Source organism: Pantoea vagans, assembly GCF_004792415.1.
Classification (GTDB): Bacteria; Pseudomonadota; Gammaproteobacteria; order Enterobacterales; family Enterobacteriaceae; genus Pantoea; species Pantoea vagans.
This window is the reverse complement of sequence record NZ_CP038853.1, coordinates 3657748-3680817: the sequence shown is the minus strand read 5'-3', so window position 1 is coordinate 3680817 and position 23070 is coordinate 3657748. Positions and strand designations below refer to the sequence as shown.

At 54.4% G+C, this 23070-nt stretch carries 19 protein-coding genes; 7 read left to right on the top strand and 12 right to left on the bottom strand.

Annotation, left to right across the window (positions count from 1 at the left end; all coding sequences use genetic code 11):
• Nucleotides 1-15 precede the first annotated feature (15 nt).
• From zapE to sspB, 5 genes are all read left to right on the top strand, one after another.
• A complete protein-coding gene (zapE, locus tag EGO56_RS17310; protein ID WP_135910353.1) occupies nt 16-1143 on the top strand; it encodes a cell division protein ZapE in 1128 nt (375 codons plus the stop codon).
• A 227-nt stretch (nt 1144-1370) separates the two neighbouring features.
• On the top strand, nt 1371-1799 hold the full coding sequence (gene rplM / locus EGO56_RS17305) for a 50S ribosomal protein L13 (RefSeq protein WP_008925400.1): 429 nt from the start codon (nt 1371-1373) through the stop codon (nt 1797-1799).
• 15 nt (nt 1800-1814) lie between these two features.
• Nucleotides 1815-2207 (top strand): 30S ribosomal protein S9, encoded by a 393-nt coding sequence (gene rpsI, locus EGO56_RS17300; RefSeq protein WP_008925401.1) that lies wholly within the window; start codon nt 1815-1817, stop codon nt 2205-2207.
• Nucleotides 2208-2537: 330 nt separating this feature from the next.
• Nucleotides 2538-3179, top strand: coding sequence for a stringent starvation protein SspA (sspA, locus tag EGO56_RS17295; RefSeq protein WP_003851135.1), 642 nt, complete (start codon nt 2538-2540; stop codon nt 3177-3179).
• Nucleotides 3180-3182: 3 nt separating this feature from the next.
• The gene (gene sspB / locus EGO56_RS17290; protein ID WP_013359871.1) at nt 3183-3668 is read left to right on the top strand and encodes a ClpXP protease specificity-enhancing factor; all 486 of its coding nucleotides are present in this window, start codon (nt 3183-3185) and stop codon (nt 3666-3668) included.
• Nucleotides 3669-3773: 105 nt separating this feature from the next.
• Here sspB and EGO56_RS17285 read toward each other — a convergent pair whose 3' ends face one another.
• Together EGO56_RS17285 and EGO56_RS17280 are read right to left on the bottom strand one after the other, a co-directional pair.
• Entirely contained in the window at nt 3774-5531 is a 1758-nt protein-coding gene (locus EGO56_RS17285; RefSeq protein ID WP_013359872.1) for a sulfite reductase subunit alpha, read from the bottom strand.
• A 185-nt stretch (nt 5532-5716) separates the two neighbouring features.
• Nucleotides 5717-11248, bottom strand: coding sequence for a glutamate synthase-related protein (locus tag EGO56_RS17280; RefSeq protein ID WP_135910352.1), 5532 nt, complete (start codon nt 11246-11248; stop codon nt 5717-5719).
• A gap of 887 nt (nt 11249-12135) precedes the next feature.
• Between EGO56_RS17280 and arcB the strand changes: the two genes are divergently transcribed.
• The gene (gene arcB / locus EGO56_RS17275; protein WP_135910351.1) at nt 12136-14487 is read left to right on the top strand and encodes an aerobic respiration two-component sensor histidine kinase ArcB; all 2352 of its coding nucleotides are present in this window, start codon (nt 12136-12138) and stop codon (nt 14485-14487) included.
• Nucleotides 14488-15356: 869 nt separating this feature from the next.
• A complete protein-coding gene (gene mtgA, locus EGO56_RS17270; protein ID WP_135910350.1) occupies nt 15357-16076 on the top strand; it encodes a monofunctional biosynthetic peptidoglycan transglycosylase in 720 nt (239 codons plus the stop codon).
• 3 nt (nt 16077-16079) lie between these two features.
• Here the strand turns inward: mtgA and npr are convergent, their stop codons facing one another.
• From npr to kdsD, 10 genes are all read right to left on the bottom strand, one after another.
• Nucleotides 16080-16352 carry a PTS phosphocarrier protein NPr gene (npr, locus tag EGO56_RS17265; protein WP_010251923.1) on the bottom strand — a complete coding sequence of 91 codons (273 nt, stop codon included), beginning with the start codon at nt 16350-16352 and terminating at the stop codon, nt 16080-16082.
• On the bottom strand, nt 16349-17203 hold the full coding sequence (gene rapZ / locus EGO56_RS17260) for an RNase adapter RapZ (RefSeq protein WP_010251920.1): 855 nt from the start codon (nt 17201-17203) through the stop codon (nt 16349-16351). Before rapZ ends, npr begins: the two co-directional genes overlap by 4 nt.
• A gap of 47 nt (nt 17204-17250) precedes the next feature.
• Nucleotides 17251-17730 carry a PTS IIA-like nitrogen regulatory protein PtsN gene (gene ptsN, locus EGO56_RS17255; RefSeq protein WP_013359876.1) on the bottom strand — a complete coding sequence of 160 codons (480 nt, stop codon included), beginning with the start codon at nt 17728-17730 and terminating at the stop codon, nt 17251-17253.
• A 150-nt stretch (nt 17731-17880) separates the two neighbouring features.
• Nucleotides 17881-18168 (bottom strand): ribosome hibernation promoting factor, encoded by a 288-nt coding sequence (hpf, locus tag EGO56_RS17250; protein WP_013359877.1) that lies wholly within the window; start codon nt 18166-18168, stop codon nt 17881-17883.
• Nucleotides 18169-18189: 21 nt separating this feature from the next.
• Nucleotides 18190-19623 carry an RNA polymerase factor sigma-54 gene (gene rpoN, locus EGO56_RS17245; protein ID WP_033731275.1) on the bottom strand — a complete coding sequence of 478 codons (1434 nt, stop codon included), beginning with the start codon at nt 19621-19623 and terminating at the stop codon, nt 18190-18192.
• Between the two features lie 48 nt (nt 19624-19671).
• Entirely contained in the window at nt 19672-20397 is a 726-nt protein-coding gene (lptB, locus tag EGO56_RS17240; RefSeq protein WP_009092467.1) for an LPS export ABC transporter ATP-binding protein, read from the bottom strand.
• Between the two features lie 5 nt (nt 20398-20402).
• The gene (lptA, locus tag EGO56_RS17235) at nt 20403-20954 is read right to left on the bottom strand and encodes a lipopolysaccharide ABC transporter substrate-binding protein LptA (protein WP_033731276.1); all 552 of its coding nucleotides are present in this window, start codon (nt 20952-20954) and stop codon (nt 20403-20405) included.
• Entirely contained in the window at nt 20929-21501 is a 573-nt protein-coding gene (gene lptC, locus EGO56_RS17230; RefSeq protein WP_013359880.1) for an LPS export ABC transporter periplasmic protein LptC, read from the bottom strand. The genes lptA and lptC overlap by 26 nt, the downstream gene beginning before the upstream one ends.
• The gene (gene kdsC / locus EGO56_RS17225; RefSeq protein WP_013359881.1) at nt 21498-22064 is read right to left on the bottom strand and encodes a 3-deoxy-manno-octulosonate-8-phosphatase KdsC; all 567 of its coding nucleotides are present in this window, start codon (nt 22062-22064) and stop codon (nt 21498-21500) included. Before kdsC ends, lptC begins: the two co-directional genes overlap by 4 nt.
• 13 nt (nt 22065-22077) lie before the next feature.
• Entirely contained in the window at nt 22078-23061 is a 984-nt protein-coding gene (gene kdsD / locus EGO56_RS17220; RefSeq protein WP_013359882.1) for an arabinose-5-phosphate isomerase KdsD, read from the bottom strand.
• Nucleotides 23062-23070: the final 9 nt, after the last annotated feature.

Here is a 23070-nt window from a genome sequence, read left to right as displayed (position 1 = left end):
GACTTTGAAACAATAATGCAAACCTCAACTCCGCTTGCACGCTATGAGCAGGCGCTGTCGCAGGGCGAATTCAGGCCCGATGACGTACAACGTGAAGCGATTACCCGTTTAGACGCGCTGCAGCAGGCGCTGGTTGCCCGGCAACAATCCGCCGTGCCTTCCTCATCCGGCCTGCTGGGACGCCTCTCTAAATTGATGGGCAAAGAGAAAAACGAGACGGCACAACCGGTACGCGGGCTCTATATGTGGGGCGGTGTCGGTCGCGGTAAGACCTGGGTCATGGATCTCTTTTTTCAGTCTATTCCTGGCGATCGCAAACTGCGTCTGCACTTCCACCGCTTTATGCTGCGGGTACACGAAGAACTTACGCAGCTTCAGGGCCAGAGCGATCCGTTACTGATCGTGGCGGACAAATTCAAAGCCGAAACCGACATCCTCTGTTTTGATGAGTTTTTTGTCTCCGATATCACCGATGCCATGCTGCTGGGCACGCTGATGGAAGCGTTGTTTGAACGCGGCATCGCGCTGGTCGCCACCTCGAACATTCCGCCGGACGATCTCTATCGCAATGGTCTGCAGCGTGCGCGCTTCCTGCCTGCGATTGAGCAGATAAAACGGCACTGTGATGTGATGAACGTGGATGCGGGTATCGACTACCGGTTACGCACGCTGACTTCCGCGCATCTGTGGAACTTTCCGCTCAACGCCGAGACACATGCCGAGATGGGCCGGATGTTCAAAGCATTGTCAGGCAGCCAGCCTGAAGCGGCACCGGTTCTGGAAATTAATCATCGCCAGATGCCGACGCTGGGCGTGAGCGAAGGCGTGCTGGCGATTAATTTCACGACCCTGTGCGGTGAGGGACGCAGTCAGCATGACTACATTGCGCTGTCGCGCCGTTTTCACAGCGTGCTGCTCTATGACGTGCCGGTGATGATCTACAAAACCGAAGATCAGGCGCGCCGTTTCCTGGCGCTGGTCGATGAGTTCTATGAACGTCATGTGAAGCTGGTGGTCGCGGCGGAAACGTCACTGACCGAGATTTATCAGGGCACGCGACTGAAGTTTGAATACCAGCGCTGTTTATCCCGACTCCAGGAGATGCAGAGCGAAGAGTATCTGCGTTTGCCGCACCTGCCGTGAGAATAAACAGGATAAATACCGAAATAGGGTTCGATTTTTGTAATCGACTTCTCTATAATCTTGCGACCCCACGTTACAGCAAAGGATTTTTTTCCCAAATCCTCTGTGTTCCAGTAACTCTATCCGAAGGGGTGGCTTGCTGGTCAAAATGGTCGTGTGAGCCTCATTCGTTTACTTAAGCGTTTGGGATTTCACCAACGTGTAACTTAATTTGGGTAAGCTTTTCGATGAAAACTTTTACAGCTAAACCAGAAACCGTCCAACGTGACTGGTTTGTAGTTGACGCAACGGGCAAAACTTTGGGTCGCCTGGCGACTGAACTGGCGCGCCGTCTGCGTGGTAAGCATAAAGCGGAATACACTCCGCACGTTGATACGGGTGATTACATCATCGTTCTGAACGCAGAAAAAGTTGCTGTAACCGGCAACAAGCGTACTGACAAGATCTACTATCACCACACCGGCCACATCGGTGGTATCAAACAGGCGACCTTTGAAGAGATGATTGCTCGCCGTCCTGAGCGTGTGATTGAGATCGCGGTTAAAGGCATGCTGCCGAAGGGCCCGCTGGGTCGTGCTATGTACCGTAAACTGAAAGTTTACGCAGGCAACGAGCACACCCATGCGGCACAGCAACCGCAAGTTCTTGACATTTAATCGGGATTAAAGGCAATGGCTGAAACTCAAAACTACGGCACTGGTCGCCGCAAAAGCTCTACCGCTCGCGTATTCATCAAGCCGGGTAGCGGTAACATCGTAATTAACCAACGTTCTCTGGAACAGTACTTCGGTCGCGAAACTGCCCGCATGGTAGTTCGTCAGCCGCTTGAACTGCTGGACCTGGTTGGTAAATTCGATCTCTATGTCACTGTTAAAGGTGGCGGTATTTCTGGTCAGGCTGGTGCGATCCGTCACGGTATCACCCGCGCTCTGATGGAATACGACGAATCATTGCGTGGCGAACTGCGTAAAGCAGGCTTCGTTACTCGTGATGCGCGTCAGGTTGAACGTAAGAAAGTCGGCCTGCGTAAAGCACGTCGTCGTCCTCAGTTCTCCAAGCGTTAATTGTTTGCAGCTCCGGCTGCAGCAATTGGCTCAAAAAACCCGCTTCGGCGGGTTTTTTATTTTCTGGCTTCCCACGACTTCCCGCGAAAACCGTAACATCGCGCTCAATTTACCTGCAAAGATTCATTACACGCCCACAAGCAGCCTAAAATCTGGTAAACTCTGTGTCACTTTGCGCCCGCAGGCCGGTGCGTTATGCGCCTTCCCTCTGTCGGGGCGTCAGTATCTGTGACGCGGCTAACCAGGTTGCGTGCGAGTTCGATAAGCTGGTGAATCGCCGTGTGGTTGGCTATTCGCAGTATCTTTTTGTGAACAAACTTGGAGGTTTTCATGGCTGTCGCTGCCAACAAACGTTCGGTAATGACGCTGTTTTCTGGTCCTACTGACATTTTCAGCCATCAGGTTCGTATCGTCCTGGCGGAGAAGGGTGTCAGCGTAGAGATCGAGCAGGTCGAAATGGATAACCTGCCGCAGGATCTGATTGACCTCAATCCGTATCGCACGGTACCAACGCTGGTAGATCGTGAGCTGACGCTGTATGAATCACGCATCATCATGGAATATCTGGATGAGCGCTTCCCGCATCCGCCACTGATGCCGGTTTATCCGGTTGCCCGTGGTGACAGCCGCCTGATGATGCATCGCATCGAACAGGACTGGTACAGCCTGATGCGGAAAGTCGAGAACAGCACGGGTCAGGAAGCCGAAGCCGCACGCAAGCAACTGCGTGAAGAGCTGCTGGCCATCGCGCCACTGTTTGGCCGTACGCCTTACTTCATGAGCGAAGAGTTCAGTCTGGTCGATTGCTACCTGGCGCCGCTGTTATGGCGTCTGCCTTCCATGGGCATCGATCTGATCGGCTCGGGTTCAAAAGAGCTGAAAGGTTACATGAACCGCGTATTTGAGCGTGACTCTTTCCTTGCTTCATTAACTGAAGCTGAACGTGAAATGCGCCTGCAAGCCCGGGCTTAACGTATGGAAATGTCGCAACTTACTGCACGTCGTCCCTATCTGCTGCGCGCCTTCTATGACTGGTTGCTCGACAACCAGCTGACGCCGCATCTGGTGGTCGACATTAATCTGCCGGGTGTGCAGGTGCCGCTGGAGTATGCGCGTGATGGTCAGATTGTCCTGAACATTGCGCCACGCGCTGTCGGTAACCTCGACCTGGCCAATGATCAGGTGTCGTTCAACGCCCGCTTTGGTGGCGTTCCTCGCCAGGTTAACGTGCCGATGGCGGCGATTCTGGCGATCTATGCACGTGAAAACGGTGCCGGCACGATGTTTGAACCGGAACCCGCTTACGAGCTGGGTATGCAGGAGGCGTCAGAAGGTCAGGAAGAGACTATGATGTCCGTGATTGATGGTGATCGTCCTGACGACGCTAGCGATGACGAGACGCCGCCTGATGACGATCCACCGCCACGTGGCGGACGGCCTTCACTGCGCGTCGTGAAATAGCAGTGAATGTGAATACCCGCCCATCCGGCGGGTATTTTTTTGCCTGTCAGCCATAAAAAAATCCGGCTGCCTGCGCAAGCCGGATTTTTCAGCAGACCTTCGCGATTAGTAGACGTCGCGCAGGTAGCGTTTCTCTTTCTTCAGCTGATCGACATAGTCGGCAGCGCGCTCGGTGGAGAGACCACCAAACTGGCGAACCACTTCATACAGCGCATTATCCACATCCTTCGCCATACGCGAGGCATCGCCACAGACGTAGAAGTAAGCCCCTTCCTGCAGCCAGGCGTAAAGCTCAGCGCCCTGTTCCAGCATCCGGCTCTGCACGTAGATCTTCTTCTCCTGATCGCGTGAGAAGGCCAGATCCAGACGGGTCAGCAAGCCGTTATCCCGCCAGGCCAGCAGCTCATCCTGATAGATAAAGTCATGTTCCTGATGCTGATCGCCGAAGAACAGCCAGTTTTTTCCCTGCGCGCCGGTTGCCTGGCGCTCCTGCAGGAAGGCGCGGAACGGTGCGATACCTGTGCCCGGTCCCACCATGATCAGTGGTGCGCTGTTATTGGCAGGGACGCGGAACGCTTTATTGGGTGAGATAAAGATGGCGGGCTTCTCACCACGACGCACGCGTTCGGCCAGATAGGTCGAGCAGACGCCACCGCGATTACGGCCGCCACTGTGATAACGCACAGAGGCAACGGTCAGGTGCACCTGATTCGGATGGGCTTTAGAGCTGGATGAAATTGAGTAAGCACGATGCTGCAGTGGGCGCAACAGGGCAACAAACTCCGGCACTGTCAGCGTGCGCGTCAGTTCGAGTTGCAGCAGGTCAAGGGTATCTTTGCCCCACAGCCAGACGCCCAGCGCATCTTTATCATCATGCTGTAAGACATGACGCAGTTCCTGATTGGTGGTGTTCTGTCCAACCCACTCGATTAACTTGCGTGACGGCTCAGAGATCTCAAACTGATAGGTCAGCAGGTCGCCGAGGCTGCGGTCAAAGCCAGGTACTGGTGTCTGGTAATCAGCATTAAGCTGGGTCAGCAGCAGGCTGACCAGTGAGGGTTCGTTGACCGGAATCACGCCCAGCGCATCGCCCGCTTCATACTTCAGGCCGCTGTCAGACAGGTCGAATTCGAAGTGACGAATATCTTTGGCTGACTGCTCGCCTGACAGGCGCTTATTCGTGATCAGCGCGGCGGCATACGGATTCGATTTGTTGCTGCCTGGAATGACCGGCGCTTCAGGCGCGCTCTCCAGCACGGTGCCGCTGCTGCCTGCGCTGGCGGCAAACTGTGGCATTGAGCTGTTCAGCCACTCGCTGGACGGCTCTTCATAGTCGATATCGCAGTCAATGCGATCCACCACGCGTTTTGCACCCAACTGCTCAAGGCGCATATCGATGAATTTGCCCGCCTGACAGAAGCCATCGTAACCCGTATCGCCAATCGCCAGCACGGCGAAATGCATCTGCTCCAGACGCGGTGCGGTACTGGCAGAGATCGCATCCCAGAACAGCTGTGCGTTGTCCGGCATCTCACCTTCACCATAGGTCGAGGTGACAATCAGTACATGGCGCATGGTGGCAAACACGTCGAGATCGACATCGCCCAGCGCCTGAACCACCGGCACCAGCCCTTTCGCACGGGCAGATTTCGCAGCGGTCTGCGCCAGCGCTTCGGCATTGCCGGTCTGAGAGCCGTACAGAATATGCAGTTGCGTGGTCGCGGCTGCGCCCGTGCCTGCAGCTGGTTGCTGCTTGTCTTCTAAGACCAGCAAACGGGAGTGAAGGCCTGCGAGAAAGCCAGCCAGCCAGTACTTCTGATCGCCATTAAAAGGTGCATCTTCTGGAATATAAGGAATTTTCATGGGTACTTTTACTCAATCCCGTTCTCGCCCGATATCAGTGGCGTTCCCCGGTCTGAAAGCGGTCCCGCCTCCCCGCGCCGCAGCGTGTGCAGCAGGGGAAAGCGGTTCTGCCTCTGTCCGGTACAACGATTAATCCGGGCAATGATCAATTAATAATATTCAGTTCAGCCTGATCAGTATCACTGTCAGGAGAGTTTACCCACCGCAGCGGCAATTTCCGGCAATGCCGCACGTGCAAACAGCTCTTCAAAGTCAGGCAGGTGGCCCAGCACTTCCCGGTTACAGGCATCCTGATACATGATCCAGCCGTAGGTCGCCAGACTGTCCATGGAGCGGATGTTACGTTGCGTCAGTGCCGCTTTGTAATCTGACATGCGTTTAGTACCAATCAGACTGGCCAGTTCATCATCGCTGTAACTCTCAATGGCAGAACGGGCATGACGTTGCAGCTTGCTGACCAGTGAAAAGTCTTCCGTCATCAGCAGATTGCGGACCGCTTTTTCCACCGCAGCATCTTCAACCGGCGTGCCTTTTGGCAACTTCGCCAGTGCCAGCTGCTGGGCAAAGCTCAGCACGGTGTAGTTGTTCAGCAGGACAAACATCTCCTGCGTATCGGTCGCGCCATAGGCCGGAACGGCACCGTTGGCGATGGTTTTACCCTGACGCCACGCGGCTTTGAATTTCGCTACCTGATGGCCTGCCAGCGCCGTGGACAGCTCTTCGAGCAAATCTTTGCGGCTCTTGGCTTTCAGGATCTCGCCGCCATCCTGATAGAGCAGCAGCGAGCGCGGCATCACGTAAACAAAGTGGTGGCACTCCGTTTCCCAGTTCTCCAGCAGCCACGCGGCACGTGGTGACTGGGTCGCCTCCAGGTGCCAGTTCAGCATGGTCAGCACGGCCTGCTTGTGCACCTGCGCCATCTCATCCTGATCCGCAATCGATCCGAAGCGTACTGAATCACCTGCAGCGTGGCTGGCCAGCGATCCATACGGGTCGTACTGGTAAGCAAAGCCGCCGCTCATACCGTTGCCAAATCCTTTACCAAAGGTGCCGAGGTTGAGGATGGCACCGTTAGTCATATATTCGCAGCAGAAGTCACCCACGCCTTCAACCACAGCCGTTGCGCCGGAGTTACGTACTGCGAAGCGGTCGCCAGCCTGGCCCTGCACGAACAGTCGTCCGCCAGTCGCGCCAAACAGGGCAAAGTTACCGATCAGCACGTTGCCATCGCCATCCTGCGCGCCGCCGCCAGGCGACATCACAATCAGCTCACCGCCACACTGTCCTTTGCCGACACCGTCGTTACAGGTGCCGTAATGGGACAGCTGCATGCCATCGTTGCAGAAGGCGCCAAATGACTGACCGGCAGATCCGGTGGTGGAAATTTTTACGCTCTCAGGGGCCAGATAGCGTCGACCGCGATCGTCGGTCATGACTGCAGGCATCGCCTGCAACTGCTGTGTGCTGAGCTGATGGTTCAGCATGCGCTCAATGTCGATGGCCAGCTGGCCGCCGACGCTTTTGTTGCGGTTGTTCAGGACGATGCTGTTGCCCAGTGAGACGGCAGGATTTCCCTGCTCAACCAGAGACTGCTTAACCTGCTCAATCCAGCCGTCATCCAGCTCAAAATCTTTTTCCAGGTAAACCGGCTTGTCGATTTTCAGCTCTGGCACCACGGTGAGCATGGCGCGTAAGTCGAGTTTGCCGACCTCCAGCGGATGATCCATCAGGTGCAGCAGGTCAGAGCGACCACGCGCCTCACGCAGGGAGCGCAGGCCCATACGTGCCAGAATTTCACGTACTTCATGCGCGACGTTGAGGAAATACTGCGCCAGCTGACGCGGGTCGCCATCAAAGGCCTCGGCGTTGGTGGTTAAGCCAGCCGGGCACTTCACGTTGCAGTTCTTTGCCATCACGCATTTCAGCATCATCAGCGCGGTGGTACCGAACTCAAAGCTATCGCCGCCCAGCAGGGCTGATTTCACCACATCGCTGCCGGTCTGCTGCGCGCCAGAGCAGCGCAGCAGCACTTTCTCACGCAGGCCGTTGGCACACAGCGCCTGGTGGACTTCAGCGATGCCGATTTCGGCCACGCGTCCGGTATATTTCAGGCTGGTTACCGACGCCGCGCCGGTACCGCCGGTGTTACCCGCAACGTTAATCACGTCAGCACCGGCTTTAGCCACGCCAACTGCGATGGTGCCGATCCCTTCTGACGACACCAGTTTGACGATAACGCGCACCCGCGCAGCTTTGCAGTCGTGGATCAGCTGCGCCAGATCTTCGATGGAATAGGTGTCGTGATGCGGTGGCGGCGAGACCAGCTCGACGCCAGGCGTACCGCCACGGGCCGCAGCAATCTCTACGGTCACTTTGGCCGCCGGTAACTGACCGCCTTCGCCAGGCTTCGCACCCTGACCAATTTTAATCTCCAGCTCTTCCAGCATCGGATCCGCCAGATAGGCAGCCCAGACACCGAACCGACCCGAAGCCAGCTGTTTGATACGCGAGGCACGGATGGTGCCGTGACGGGAGTAATGCTCGCCGCCTTCACCGCAGTTGCTCATGCCGCCGACCATATTGGTGCCGTGTGCGACCGCTTCATGAGCCGGCGCGACCAGTGCACCGTGGCTCATTGCCCCGGAAGCAAAGGTACGGGTAATTTCACAGGCTGGCTGTACTTCGCTCAGCGGCAGTGAGGGCAGGGTGGTGAAGATACGTGACAGATAATCTGCCGCTTTACCGTATGCGGTCACTTTCAAAGCGCCAGTGACCACGTCGCTGCTCTCGATATCATCGCCGAAGCGGGATTTCAGGGCGCGGGACAGATTCTGCAGACGTTCACTCTCAGGCTTCAGCCCCTCAATCGCATCGGTCAGACGCAGCATAAAGTGATTCAGGCTGCCATCCACCGCTTCACACTCCATGCCACGAATAGCAAAGCCGTTGTTGGTCAGCGAGTAGCGTCCCAGCTTGCGACGGAACTCCGCTTCGCTGTCAATGTGGGTCAGATCAGCCGGGAATGTCAGAATGTCACGTAGCGCCGCCGGGCGACGTTTACGCTCTTCATACATCAGGCTTGAGAACTGGCGATAATCGGCCGTAATCGTAAAATTGTTGATCACGTCATCCGGAATGCGCTCGAAGCTGCTGTCTTTGAAGGTCTCTGGCTTGATGCCAAAAGCGTTATCCAGTTTTGCCAGTGTCATCAGACGAATGAAGTTGTCCTCTTCGCGCGCCTTGTCGGCAAAGCGAATCGGCTCTTCGGTCATGTCGATGAAGGTGCGCACGGCGATAGTGCCGTAGGAGTGACCTGCACCTTCTGCACGCTCTTTAAACAGGCCCAGCAACGGTACTTCAGATTCGCCCTGAATTCTGAGCGCGCTCTGGTGCCAGTCAACGGCCATCGCTGCGATGGCTGCGAAGCCCGCGCCACCCACCGGAGTTCTGATGTTCGGGAAATACTTTTTCAGCACCGGATCGTCAGTGTTGAGGAAGTTAGGCTCAAAGAATTCGCCGCTGCTGTAACTTTCAACGGTACAAAGGCCTACTTTGCCCATGGTTTTCATCAGCGCTTTTTCAGCGGCTTTGGCATAGCGCTTAAAGGCTTTGTTACCTTCTTCACCTTCACCAAATTTTTCCTCTGCACGCATCTGTACGCCCAGCGGATAGATAGCGGAAGCCCCGAAGCCGAGGGTGGCAGCAATGTGGTGCGAAGAGATGCTCTGGCCGCTTTCTACGACCAGAGAAACATCCAGACGCAGGCCTTCCTGCACCAGGCGCTGGTTAATGGCAGAAACCACCAGCAGCATCGGGATTGCGGCGTGCGTTGACGAGATGTGACGGTCAGTAAGCACGGCGATGCCACCCTGCGAACGGGCAAAATCCACGACCTGTTGCGCCAGGTCATCAATCGCTTTTTCCAGCGCATTTGCGTTCGCGGTGGTGCTCAGCAGATCTTTGCCGATTACCGGCTCATAGAGCATCTCAAAGCGGGCATAAGGGGCGATGGTCTGCTCGCGCAAACGCAGCATATCAAGGTGGCTGAGGATTGGGGTCGGCACCACAATCTGACGACCTTTGCTGCGGCCCAGATGCGGTTTCGCACCCAGCGCGACACGCAGCGTCATGCCATCCACTTCGCGGATTGAGTCCAGCGGCGGGTTGGTGACCTGAGCAAAGCGCTGAGAGAAGTAGTGCGCCATGCCGCCTTCATGATCGGATAAGCCGTTAATGGCGTTGCCGTAACCCATCGCGGAGATTTTCTCTGCGCCAGTGTTCAGCATCGGGTCCATCATGAACTTGAAGCTTTCCTGGTTGTAGTAGTAAGCCACAAAGCGCTGATAGGTTTTCAGATCGCCGCGATAACGCAGCGGTGAACCCTGCTGTTCTGCCGGGATCTCAGGCAGATCGTCAAGACCGACGCGCGCTTCACGCAGCAGCGCTGAATAATCTTTTTCTGCAGCCAGTTTTTCCAGCGCCTGCAGCGTGGTGTAGCTGCGTTTTTCATGGTGATCGAAATAGAGCATGCCGCCCGCTTCGATACGGCCGCGACGCAAGACGCTTTCGGGTGGGAAGGCGATCTGACCGGCTTCTGACATCGCACCGATATACTCAGCCGTTTCGACTGAGCGCAGTGGACGCAGGCCAAGACGGTCAAGACGGGCGCCAATCACTTCACCATTGCCAAAAATTAATGCTGCCGGGCCGTCGTTCTTCTCTTCGTACAGTGAGAAGTATTCCAGCATGTCACGCACTTCTGGCGACAGCGAACTGTCGTTTTCCCAGGCGGGCGGCATCATTGAAACCACGGCGGTGATCAGGTCGAGATCATCTTCCATCAGACGGCTGTGGATACTCTGGTCCAGACGCGAGCTGTCAGACTGACCTTTCGGCCGCACGATTTTCTTGCCACGGGCCAGTGCCAGCGCGGACTCAGCGATGCGGTTTTTACGATCGGTATTCAGCTCACCGTTGTGCGCCATCAGGCGGAACGGCTGGGCCATCGTGGTATGCGGATCGGTGTTGGTGGAGAAGCGGGTATGGAAAAACAGCCCACGCACCTGATGATCGGGATCGGTCAGATCTTTGAAGTAGGGGATCACTTCATTGGAATTCAGACGGGCTTTAAACACCTGGGTGCGCGACGACAGTGACAGCGGATAGAGGCCGCCAAATTCGCTCTCGGTAAACGCGCGGGCTTCAATCGTTAACAGGGCGCGGTAGATGCGTTGCTCGAAGTCGTTCTGGTCAACCACGTCCTGTGGCGCAGTGAAAATCCACTGCAGGATCGGTAACTGAAACTGTACGGCGGCCGGACGCGTCACGCTGCTGTCGAGCGGCATGTCACGCTTCATGATCACCGGCAGGCCAAAGCTGTTGAGTGTTTCATCGACCAGACGTTCGGCATTCGCGCGCAGCGCAGCATCTTTCGGCACAAAGAAGTTGCCGACGCCAAAGCGGCCCGCTTCCAGCGGCTGGCCGGTAATCTTGCGGAAGAAATGCAGGGAAAGGTCAACGTTGACCCCTGCGCCGTCGCCGACGCCTTCCGCTGACATACCGCCGCGGTGAGGCACCGTGCACAGGGCGCTGTGCGCCATCTGCAGAATTTCGTGGGTCTGCTCGCCGTCCTTGCGCGTAATGAAACCTACACCACAGCTGTCACTGCCTGCTGTCGGATCATACAAGCCATAGGATTGAGGTTTTTTAGTGGACATTGAGGGTCTCCTTAACTGCTTTGACATTACCTGCACTGTTTCAGGGTCTGAGCGCAACGAGCGCTATCATTTTCATCGCCATGCTCTGTCGAGCGCGCGTCATAGCCCTGAGCATTTCTCTCCAGACATCGATAAAACGTCCTTAATTGAGCTGCTCTCTGATTTCCGGTCTCTTAAAGGAGATGACTTAAACCGCGCGGGAGTCTTCTTGTTGCATAGATATGCCGAGACAATGGCCCGTCTGGAAAGCTTTCAGCGGATTTCCAACTTATCGGGAAAGCGTAATCAGGTCAAATAAGGTGGTCAGACAGGGTTAACAGGTGTTTTATCTGCGTAAGTTAATGAATTTATTGTTTTTTAAGGTTTAAAATGTATCACTCTGCTGCCTGCCGATCGGCCCATAAATGTGAACTGACTCACTGTAGTGCAGGCGTCAGATCTCTGCACCATGCTGGTGACGGGGTGTTAGACAGCATTAAATGCTGTTCAGAACCGTTGATGCATAGCATGTATCTGTTTTTCTTATGTCCGTCTATTTGAATGAAACAGCGGTTGGTTATAAGAAAAATTAATCAACACGGGCGTGCTTAAAATATCATTTAAGTTGAATGGGTATGCATGTAAACAGGGTGTGCCTGCGCAACAGGACGTTGCCAGGATATTGAAAACAGGCCATACGGAGAAATCACGAATTCGCAGGCGGCATTACAGATTATTCATTTGGCACAATCAGTCAAGGGTTTTAACCGCTTTGTCCTTAACGTCGCCGATTGGCTATGCGAATGCACCATAAAAGCGCATTTGATCCCGCATCTCCACGCGACGTGCCGGGACGTCAGCAGGCTAACTGCGCTATTATGAGGCTGTTTCTCTTCCAGGGAGTTGTTATGAAACAAATTCGTCTGTTGGCGCAGTACTACGTTGATTTAATGGTCAAGCTTGGACTGGTGAGGTTCTCGCTGCTGCTGGCGTCTGCGCTGGTGGTGCTGGCGATGATCGTCCAGATGGCGGTTACGATGGTACTGCGGGGTCATGTCGAGAGCATTGATGTGGTGCGTTCGGTTTTCTTCGGGCTGCTGATTACGCCCTGGGCGGTCTATTTTCTGTCGGTGGTAGTCGATCAGCTGGAGGAATCGCGGCAACGGCTGGCACGGCTGGTGGATAAGCTGGAAGAGATGCGCACCCGCGACCTGGAACTGAACCAGCAGATGAAAGAGACCATCACGCAGCTGAATCAGGAGATCAGTGACCGTAAAAAGGCGGAGCTGGCTCGCGAGCAGGTGATGGACAAGCTGCGTGAAGAGGTGACCCGTCGCGAGCAGGCACAGATTGAGCTGGAGCAGCAATCCTCCTTCCTGCGCTCATTCCTGGATGCTTCGCCTGACCTGGTTTTCTATCGCAACATCGATAAGCAGTTCTCCGGCTGTAATCGGGCGATGGAACTGCTGACCGGCAAAAGCGAGAAACAGCTGATTGGCCTGACGCCACGCGATATCTATGATGATGAAGCGGCAACGAAGGTGCTGGAAACGGACGAGAAGGTGTTCCGTCATAACGTCTCGCTGACCTATGAGCAATGGCTGCAATATCCCGACGGGCGCAAAGCCTGTTTCGAGATCCGTAAAGTGCCTTATTACGACCGCGTCGGTAAGCGCAGCGGGCTGATGGGCTTTGGCCGCGATATAACGGAGCGTAAGCGCTATCAGGACGCGTTAGAGAACGCCAGCCGGGAGAAGACCACCTTTATCTCTACAATCAGCCACGAGCTTCGTACGCCGCTTAATGGCATTGTCGGCCTGAGTCGCATTCTGCTGGATACCGACCTTAATCAGGAACAGCTGAAATACCTGAAAACCATCCACGTCTCTGCCATCACGCTGGGCAACATCTTCAATGATGTGATTGAGGTGGACAAAATTGAGCGCCGCAAAGTGCAGCTGGACAATCAGCCGCTCGACTTCACCGGTTTCCTCGCCGATTTAGAAAATCTTTCCGGTCTGCTGGCCCAGCCAAAAGGGCTGAAGTTTGTGCTTGCGCCGCAACTGCCGCTGCCGCATATGATTTCGACGGACGGAACGCGTCTGCGTCAGATTCTGTGGAACCTGATTGGTAACGCCGTGAAGTTCACTCAGCAGGGCGAAATCGTGGTGCGGGTAGCCTATGAGCAGGACGAAACGCTGCGCTTTGAGGTGCAGGACTCCGGTATGGGTATTCGTCAGGAGGAGCAGGATAAAATCTTTGCGATGTACTATCAGGTCAAAGATCAGCATGGCGGTAAACCGGCGACCGGCACCGGTATCGGGCTGGCGGTTTCACGTCGTCTGGCGCAGGCGATGGGCGGTGACATCCGTGTACACAGTGCACCAGGGCAGGGCTCATGCTTCACCGTAGAGATTAAGGCACCACGCATTGCTGAAGAGGTGGAAGATGAAGGCCTGGACGACAGCCTGCCACTCCCTGCGCTGCATGTGCTGCTGGTTGAAGATATTGAGCTGAATGTGATTGTGGCGCGCTCGGTGCTTGAGAAGCTGGGCTGCAGCGTCGAGGTCGCCATGACCGGCAGCGAAGCGCTGGCGCTATTCGACCCGCTGGAATTTGATCTGGTGCTGCTGGATATTCAGCTGCCCGATATGACCGGGCTGGATGTCTCGCGTGCGATTCGCCAGCAGTATCAGGGGACGCATCTGCCACCGCTGGTGGCACTGACCGCCAACGTCCTTAAAGACAAAAAAGAGTATTTCGACGCGGGAATGGATGATGTCCTGAGCAAACCGCTGGCAGTGCCGGCGCTGACCGCGATGATCAAAAAGTACTGGGATTATCAGGCAGATTCGGAAGAGGAAACCGCAGAGGTCAGCGATGACAAAACCCGGATGCTGCTGGATGTCGCGATGCTTGAACAGTATATCGAGCTGGTTGGTCCCGGTCTGATCACCCAAAGCCTGACGATGTTTGAAAAGATGATGCCGGACTATCTTGCGGTGCTGGAATCGAATCTGATGGCGCGCGATCAGAAAGGCATTGCTGAAGAGGGGCACAAGATCAAAGGGGCGGCGGGTTCGGTCGGGCTGCAGCGCTTGCAGATGCTGGCGAAACAGATCCAGAGCCCTGAATTACCGGCGTGGTGGGACAACGTTGTTGAATGGATTGACGAGCTGAAGCATGAGTGGCGACACGATGTGCAGGTATTGCGCGACTGGGTGGCAGAGCAGGATAAGTCATATCCCGGAAAAAAATGACCCCAGCCGAGGCCGGGGTGCGCGAATACTGCGCCAACACCAGGGAAAGCATTGCGGCCGCTATGATTTGAATAATTAATGCAGCCGCAGGGTATTGGTTAACACTGACATCACCTTAGCAAATTCATCTTCTCATGCGACAAGATTCATTAAAATTTGTGATATTGAGCAGCGTTTAAATACAGAAAACATTAATTTGGCAACACAGTCAAGTAAGGAATCATTTTCTCTGCTGCATTGCTGTTATTTTAATCAAATTTGTGGTTTTTGGTATAGTTTTGACGCTGCTCAGCTGCAAAGCAAAGGCTGAGCAGCAGTAAATTAAGCTGGCAGTAACCTCTGCCTCTTCAGGGAGGCTAACGCGCTGATATTGCAAGTGACCACCCTGAAATGACACGAATTATCCAAAACGATTTGGAATGATAAAAAAGAATCTAAAACTTTGTCCTTAACTTGCGCTGACGTCATTGCGCTTAATGAGAGTAAAGAGGGCCATAATAACTCTGAGCAACGCGGTTAAGCGCTGTTTATTTAAACGTTATCAGCGTGATTCTGTTTAAGCTTTGGGCGGCTCATCATTCATAAAAAAATAACAGTTAAGAATATTGAATGATTTAAACCGGCGCTTATCACCCATTATTAAGTCTTTATCTGGAAAGATGCTAAGCCGTGACAATGAATGGAACCGATTCCTTTTTTCCGGAAGTCCTTGAACTATTTCGAACTGTTGCAGCATTTTGATGCAAAATGATTGAATAAAGTCTGGAAACCGCTGTGAGGTTTTCAGCGATTTTTGTGAAAAAGCTGCTTTTCTGGCAGTGATTACATGAGTGATTAATTAACGTCTGAAACAGGTGTGGGAAGATTGCATGAACAAGCATAAAGGAAGCGTCGGACAGCGTATCAGACGTATTATTGGTCGTGTCCTGCTGGTGTGGTTGGGCGTGTGGCTTGCGGGAATTTTGCTCTTTTCGTTCCTGCCGGTACCGTTTTCAGCGGTGATGGCTGAACGACAGATCGGTGCCTGGTTACGCGGTGACTTTAGCTATGTCGCCCATTCTGACTGGGTCGGACATGATGAGATTTCGCCGTGGATGGGGCTGGCCGTTATCGCCTCAGAAGATCAAAAGTTTCCGGACCACTGGGGGTTCGATGTCGCGGCGATTGAATCTGTACTGGATAACAGCGATAGCCGGATGCGTGGTGCCTCCACGCTGTCACAACAGACAGCAAAGAATCTGTTTCTTTGGGATGGCCGCAGCTGGGTGCGTAAAGGTCTGGAAGCGGGGCTGACAGTAGGTATTGAGACAGTCTGGACGAAACGACGTATTCTGACCGTCTATCTTAATATTGCAGAGTTTGGGCCGGGTATCTTTGGCGTTGAATCAGCTTCACAGCGCTACTTCCACAAGCCAGCCAGCCGGCTTACCGCTGCCGATGCAGCTTTACTGGCGGCCGTTCTGCCTAATCCTATCCGTTATCGTGCTGCTGCGCCTTCAGGCTACGTCAGAGAGCGACAGCAGTGGATACTGCGTCAGATGCGGCAGCTTGGCGGGGAAGGCTTCCTGCAGCGTAATAAGCTCGACTAAGACTTAGTCTTCATCAAAACCTGCTTCAAACAGCTCAATGACCGCTGCCAGCGCCGGGATCTCCTCCGGGCCGCTGGCTTCAATCTCTATGTGTCCGCCTTTAGCCGAGTCCAGCATCAGCAGCGCAATCACGCTGCTGGCCTCAGCTTCCGTGCCCGCTTCGTTGCGCAGCAACACTTCGGCATCGAAGCTCTGCACCAGCTCAAACAACTTCATTGCCGGACGGGCATGCATGCCCAGCTTATTTTTGATTTCTACAGTTTGTCTGACGGTCATGATTTGCGCTTTTCCAGCGTGCGATGGCGTGACTGTACATTCTTACCGCGCGAACGGAAGTAATCCGCCAGCTGTTCTGCAATATAAACTGAGCGGTGTTTGCCACCGGTACAGCCAATCGCCACGGTAAGATAGCTACGGTTGTTGGTCTCCAGCATCGGCAGCCAAAGTTCAAGATAGCTGCGTGTCTGGTAGATAAAGTTGTGCACTTCAGTGTGGCGGTCAAGGAAGGCCGCCACCGGACGATCGAGGCCGGTCATCGGACGCAGCTTAGGATCCCAGTGGGGATTAGGCAGAAAGCGCACGTCAAAGACATAATCAGCGTCAATCGGGATGCCATGTTTGAAGCCAAAGGATTCAAACACCATGGTCAGTTCGCGTTCACGCTTGCCCAGCAGACGGGTACGCAGCATCTCGGCCAGCTCATGTACCGACATCTCTGAGGTGTCGATGATCAGATCGGCACGTGAACGCAGCGGCTCCAGCAGATCGCTCTCTTCATCGATAGCGCTCTCCAGCGACAGATTTTTGCTGGAGAGGGGATGCAGACGGCGTGTATCGCTGTAACGACGAATCAGGGTATTGCGATCGGCGTCTAGAAACAGCAGCTGAGGTGAAAATGTGTCAGGCAGATTATTCAGCGCGGTTTCAAAAATTTCCGGGGATTCAGGCATGTTACGCACGTCGATGCTGACCGCCGCCGAAATATTGCGTTCCGCCAGCGAATTGGCCAATTCAGGCAGCAGCACGACCGGCAGGTTATCAACGCAGTAGAATCCCATATCTTCCAGCGCACGGAGCGCCACTGACTTCCCCGAGCCTGAACGACCGCTAACGATCATCAGCACCATGACCTTCTCTCCCGTTTTAAAACCGGCACCGGGCCGGTAAAGACGCGTTACTGCTCTGTCTGGACTTCCGTAATAATGGCATAGAGCTCTTCATCACTCTGCGCAGCACGCAGACGACGGCAAACCGTTTTATCTGCCAGACGTTTTGCCACCAGTGAAAGGGTGTGCAGGTGTGTTTTGCACTGGTCAGCCGGAACCAGCAATGCAAACAACAGGTCGACCGGCTGGTTGTCGACGGCATCAAACGCAATCGGCTGCTCAAGGCTGATAAATACCCCAACCGCACGCAGCGTATCCTCTTCCAGCTTGCCGTGAGGAATGGCTATTCCGTTACCAATACCGGTACTGCCCATGCGTTCGCGGGTCAGAATCGCTTCGAAAAGCGTCTGGTGCGGCAGGTTGAGCTGCTTAGCGGCCAGTTCGCTGATGATTTCCAGCGCACGTTTTTTGCTCTGGCAGTGTACGCCGCTGCGGGTGCAGTCTGGCGAAAGCACTGTGCTCAATTCCAGTGTAAGGTCGTTGTTCATTATCGTTTCACTTGCGTGTTCACCAGGCCATTCACCGCCAGCGCCCTGATATGTGCGACAAACGGCGCTTGCTCAGATGACAAAACGGGGCGGATTATCCGCCCCATCCTGTCGGCTCTGCGCGCCATGCGCGCGTAGCTAGCGTGAAGGTTAGTGTTTTTTCAGTTTATCTTTGTGTTTGGTCAGCTGACGGGCGAGTTTATCGATCAGCCCGTCAATTGCCGCATACATATCTTCCGCTTCCGACGTGGCGTGCAGCTCGCCACCGTTCACGTGAAGTGTTGCGTCAGCCACCTGTGTGACTTTCTCAACCTTCAGGACAATATAGACCTGATTGATATGTTCAAAATAGTGTTCCAGTTTGGCAAATTTACCGCTGACGAATTCACGTAAAGGTGGCGTGATTTCAACATGTTGCCCGGTCAGGTTCAGCTGCATAGGTCTTCCTTCTCATTTCTTTCAAACCAGCTGTTTACGCTGGTTCGATGGCGGGATGGATAAAGACTCACGATATTTGGCGACGGTACGCCGTGCCACCATGATCCCCTGATCAGATAACATGGAGGTCAGTTTACTGTCGCTCAAGGGTTTGGCTGGATTTTCCGCCGAAATTAATTTCTTCACCAGAGCACGGATCGCGGTAGAGGAGGCTTCACCGCCACCCTCCGTATTAACGTGACTGGAGAAAAAGTACTTCAGTTCAAAAATGCCACGCGGGCTGTGCAGATACTTCTGCGTGGTCACACGGGAAATGGTCGATTCGTGCATCTCAACGGCCTGGGCGATATCGGCCAGCACCATCGGACGCATAAATTCTTCACCCTGCTCAAAGAACGCCTGCTGCTGCTCAACGATACAGCGCGTGACTTTAAGCAGCGTGTCATTGCGGCTTTCCAGACTCTTAATCAGCCAGCGCGCTTCCTGCAGATTACTGCGAATGAACTGGCTGTCGCTGTCATTGCGCGTTGCACCGCCCATTGCCGCATAGTGCTGGTTGATCTTCAGACGAGGCACGCTGTCGGCATTGAGCTCAACCGTCCAGCGGTTGCCGACCTTACGCACCAGCACGTCGGGGATAACATATTCCGGCTCGCCGGTGTTGATGGACTGACCCGGACGCGGGTCCAGCGACTGAATCAGCAGCATCGCCTCTTTCAGCACCTCTTCTTTGAGGCGCGTGACGCGCATCAGGCTACGGAAGTCGTGATTAGCCAGCAGGTCGAGATGTTCGCTGACAATCAGGCGTGCTTCAGTCAGCATCGGCGTTTCTGGCGCATACTGGGAGAGCTGAACCAGCAGACAGTCACGCAAATCACGTGCGCCCACACCAATCGGGTCAAAGCGCTGGATGCGTTTCAGCACCGCCTCAACCTCATCCGCTTCAAGCTCATCGTTGCCGATGCTGTCGAGGATCTCCTCAAGCGAGACGGTGAGATATCCGGTGTCATCGATAGCATCGACGATAGAGGTCGCAATCGCGCGGTCGGTATCGCTGAAAGGCGTCAATTCAACCTGCCACATCAGGTAATCCTGCAGTGACTGCGTGGTTTCGCCCTGATAGACCGGCAACTCATCATCCTGATAATCGGTACCGGTGCCGGAAGGGGTGCCAGCGGTGTAGATTTCATCCCAGGTGGCATCCAGCGGCAGCTCATCAGGCATCTCTTTCTGCTCGAGCGCTTCACGGGTATCCAGCGCTTCGGCTTCTGACGATTCCCGGGAGTCAATCTCGTCATGCAGATCGGTCTGCTCAAGCAGGGGATTACTTTCCAGTGCAAGCTGTAACTCCTGCTGGAGTTCAAGCGTGGAGAGTTGCAGCAGACGAATTGCCTGCTGCAATTGTGGAGTCATTGCCAGCTGTTGGCTGAACCTGAGTTGTAAACCTTGCTTCATAGACAGGATGGTAGTTCCCAGGTAAACATCGGTATTAACGACACCTTATCAGAGTCTGAACTCTTCACCCAAATAAACCCGCTTAACCTGCTCATCCGCAAGAATTTCATTGGGTGTACCATGCGCAATCAGGTGGCCCTGGCTGACGATATAGGCCCGCTCACAGACCGCTAACGTTTCGCGCACGTTGTGGTCGGTAATCAAAACGCCGAGGCCGCTGTCACGCAGATGCTCAATGATCTTCTTGATGTCGATAACGGAAATAGGGTCAACACCGGCAAAAGGTTCATCCAGCAGAATAAACTTAGGATTGGCAGCCAGCGCGCGGGCAATCTCAACACGACGTCGTTCACCACCCGACAGTGCCTGACCCATGCTGTCACGCAGGTGCTCGATGTGGAACTCTTCCATCAGCTCACGGGCGCGATCCTGGCGTTGCTCTTCGGTGAGGTCATCACGGATCTGCAGTACCGCCATCAGGTTATCGTAGACGCTGAGGCGACGGAAAATCGACGCCTCCTGCGGCAGATAACCGATGCCGCGACGCGCACGCGCATGCAGCGGCAGGATGCTGATGTCTTCATCATCAATGACAATGCGGCCAGCGTCACGCGGCACAATGCCCACCACCATGTAAAAGGTGGTGGTTTTACCGGCTCCGTTCGGACCCAGCAGGCCGACAATCTCGCCGGATTTTACCTGCAGGCTGACATCTTCTACCACGCGACGGCCTTTATATGCCTTCGCCAGGTTTTCTGCGATTAATGTGGCCATAGCTATCAGTTACTCTTCTTTCCGCTGTTGGACGAACCTTTATCCTGAAGTTGCGACGGCACCAGTACGGTCGTGACGCGCTTGTTCTGGCCCTGGCTGTAAGCCTGCATTTTCTGCTCTTTCACCAGATAGGTAATACGATCGCCTTTGATGTTGCTGTCCTGCTGCTCAATGAACGCATTGCCGGTCAGTTCAACGAAATCGTTGGCCAGTTCGTAGTGCAGTTTAGAGGCATGGCCCTGAACCGGCTTGCCGCTGTCCTGCATCTGATAGAAAGTGGCGGGATTACCGTAGGCGTCAACGATGGTTTTCTTACTGTCGCCGCCCGGACGGGTCACCACGACTTTATCGGCCGTGATTTTGATAGAGCCCTGCGTCACGATGACATTGCCGGTAAAGGTCGCGACATTGCCCTGCAAATCCAGCGCCTGATTCTGCGAGTCAATATTGACGGGTTTGTCCGAGTCACCGGTCAGGGCCAGCGCCGGAACGCTGGTTGCCAGTAACATGCTGGCCAGTAAAATCTTCAGGCTATTTTTGTTCATTTTGAATTTCATAAGAGGTTTTGACCTTCTCGATTAACTCGGCGTTTTTTGTCCGTAAATTGCCGCGCATTTTCATGCCGGTGGAGTTAAAGCTGCGGCCATACAATGTCACCTGGTCATCAGAGGTAACGTCCTGAGTAACAAGGTTAATCTGTGCATTATCGGTTTTGATCCGCTCAAGCTGAGAATCCTGCGTCAGCGTATTCAGCTCAACATGGCCATACAGATAAAGCATACGATCTTTGGTGAGCTTTGCTTTATCTGCGCGTAACGTCCAGGTAGGAATTTTATTCTCATCAAAGGTGGTCATTACCGGATTGTCGAACCAGCTCAGCTCGTCATCCGAGAAATAGGTCACTTTGTCAGAGACCAGTTTATATGACAGCGCGCCCTGCGGGTTATACACCACAGTGTGAGAATCATCACTGGTATAGGTCGGCGACTGACTATCCGTCCCGACTGGCGTGCCATCGCCATCCTGGTTGGTAAGATTCCAGCCGATCAAAACCAGTGCAATCAAGGTCAGAATCAGCGTTATCCAACGCCTGCTTTTACTCATACTGATTGCCCTTTGGCATCCTCAAATTTGTTCTGCGCCATTAAGATCAGGTCACATACTTCGCGAACCGCGCCGCGTCCACCCGCAATCCGCGTGACATACTGCGCGCGCGGCAACAGGATCGGATGTGCATCCGCCACCGCCACGCTTAATCCCACTTTCGCCATAACCGGCCAGTCGATCAGGTCGTCACCGATGTAGGCGACCTGATCATCAGAGAGAGACAGTTTATCCAGAAGTTCACGATAGGCCAAAAGCTTATCCGATTGTCCCTGATAAAGATGACGGATGCCGAGCGTTTTGCAGCGATCTTCCATCAGACGCGCATTGCGGCCGGTAATAATAGCCACTTCCACATCAGCGGTCAGCAAACAGCGTACACCGTAACCATCCCGCACGTTGAAGGCTTTCAGCTCTTCACCCTTGTTTCCCATGTAGATCACCCCGTCGGACATGACGCCATCGACGTCGCAGATCAGCAGACGAATGTTGCTGGCGCGCGCCATGACGTCAGCACTGACAGGTCCATAGCAGGTGTCAATCGTGGGCGTTACCTGTTGCATTTTCTTTTCCTGTTCAGACTACGCCAGCGCGCAGCATGTCATGCATATGTACCACACCGAGCAGATGGTCGTCATCGGCCACCAGAATCGAGGTAATGTTTTTGGTTTGCATCAGGTTCAGGGCTTCAACCGCCAGCATATTTGGCCGGACGCGGATGCCACCTGGCGTCATCACTTCCCCGATGGTGGCGCGCTGAAAATCGATGCCCATATCAAAGATGCGGCGCAGGTCACCATCAGTAAAGATACCTTCAATTTTCATCAAACCGTCGACGATGACCGTCAGGCCCAGATTTTTGCGGGTAATCTCCAGCAGCGCATCACGCAGTGAGGCGTCACGGGTTACGTGCGGCAGCTCATCGCCGCTGTGCATGATATCTGCTACATGCAGCAGCAGTTTGCGGCCCAGCGCACCGCCAGGGTGGGAGAGGGCGAAATCTTCCGCCGTGAATCCGCGTGCTTCCAGCAGCGAAACCGCCAGCGCATCGCCCATCACCAGTGTGGCTGTGGTACTGGTGGTTGGCGCAAGGCCTAACGGGCAGGCTTCCTGCGGAACATGGACACACAGATGCACATCGGCAACCCGGCCCATCGCGCTGTCAGGCCGTCCTGTCATGCAGATCAGCGCAATGTGCTGACGTTTTAACACCGGAATCAGCGCGAGGATTTCATTCGACTCACCGCTGTTAGAGATGGCGATCACCACATCATTTTTGCTCACCATGCCCAGGTCGCCATGGCTGGCTTCGGCCGGATGAACAAAAAAGGCTGGCGTACCGGTACTGGCAAAGGTCGCCGCCATTTTTTTGCCGATATGACCAGACTTACCCATGCCCATCACGACCACTTTACCCTGACAGGCGTAGATCAGGGCGCAGGCGCGGGCGAAATCGTCATTAATATATTGATCGAGCTGTTCCAGTCCTTCACGCTCGATGCGCAGGACGGTTTTCCCCGCCTGCTGAAAATCAAATGCTGTTGGTTGCTGATATGACATAGTGAGTCT

Bases quoted from the DNA above. Each gene is read 5' to 3' on its own strand.
- kdsD (WP_013359882.1), bottom strand. From the start codon at position 23,061: ATGTCATATCAGCAACCAACAGCATTTGATTTTCAGCAGGCGGGGAAA.
- rpsI (WP_008925401.1), top strand. From the start codon at position 1,815: ATGGCTGAAACTCAAAACTACGGCACTGGTCGCCGCAAAAGCTCTACC.
- lptA (WP_033731276.1), bottom strand. From the start codon at position 20,954: ATGAAATTCAAAATGAACAAAAATAGCCTGAAGATTTTACTGGCCAGC.
- sspA (WP_003851135.1), top strand. From the start codon at position 2,538: ATGGCTGTCGCTGCCAACAAACGTTCGGTAATGACGCTGTTTTCTGGT.
- rplM (WP_008925400.1), top strand. From the start codon at position 1,371: ATGAAAACTTTTACAGCTAAACCAGAAACCGTCCAACGTGACTGGTTT.
- zapE (WP_135910353.1), top strand. From the start codon at position 16: ATGCAAACCTCAACTCCGCTTGCACGCTATGAGCAGGCGCTGTCGCAG.
- lptC (WP_013359880.1), bottom strand. From the start codon at position 21,501: ATGAGTAAAAGCAGGCGTTGGATAACGCTGATTCTGACCTTGATTGCA.
- EGO56_RS17280 (WP_135910352.1), bottom strand. From the start codon at position 11,248: ATGTCCACTAAAAAACCTCAATCCTATGGCTTGTATGATCCGACAGCA.
- rapZ (WP_010251920.1), bottom strand. From the start codon at position 17,203: ATGGTGCTGATGATCGTTAGCGGTCGTTCAGGCTCGGGGAAGTCAGTG.
- lptB (WP_009092467.1), bottom strand. From the start codon at position 20,397: ATGGCCACATTAATCGCAGAAAACCTGGCGAAGGCATATAAAGGCCGT.
- sspB (WP_013359871.1), top strand. From the start codon at position 3,183: ATGGAAATGTCGCAACTTACTGCACGTCGTCCCTATCTGCTGCGCGCC.
- ptsN (WP_013359876.1), bottom strand. From the start codon at position 17,730: ATGAACAACGACCTTACACTGGAATTGAGCACAGTGCTTTCGCCAGAC.
- rpoN (WP_033731275.1), bottom strand. From the start codon at position 19,623: ATGAAGCAAGGTTTACAACTCAGGTTCAGCCAACAGCTGGCAATGACT.
- EGO56_RS17285 (WP_013359872.1), bottom strand. From the start codon at position 5,531: ATGAAAATTCCTTATATTCCAGAAGATGCACCTTTTAATGGCGATCAG.
- kdsC (WP_013359881.1), bottom strand. From the start codon at position 22,064: ATGCAACAGGTAACGCCCACGATTGACACCTGCTATGGACCTGTCAGT.
- hpf (WP_013359877.1), bottom strand. From the start codon at position 18,168: ATGCAGCTGAACCTGACCGGGCAACATGTTGAAATCACGCCACCTTTA.
- mtgA (WP_135910350.1), top strand. From the start codon at position 15,357: ATGAACAAGCATAAAGGAAGCGTCGGACAGCGTATCAGACGTATTATT.
- arcB (WP_135910351.1), top strand. From the start codon at position 12,136: ATGAAACAAATTCGTCTGTTGGCGCAGTACTACGTTGATTTAATGGTC.
- npr (WP_010251923.1), bottom strand. From the start codon at position 16,352: ATGACCGTCAGACAAACTGTAGAAATCAAAAATAAGCTGGGCATGCAT.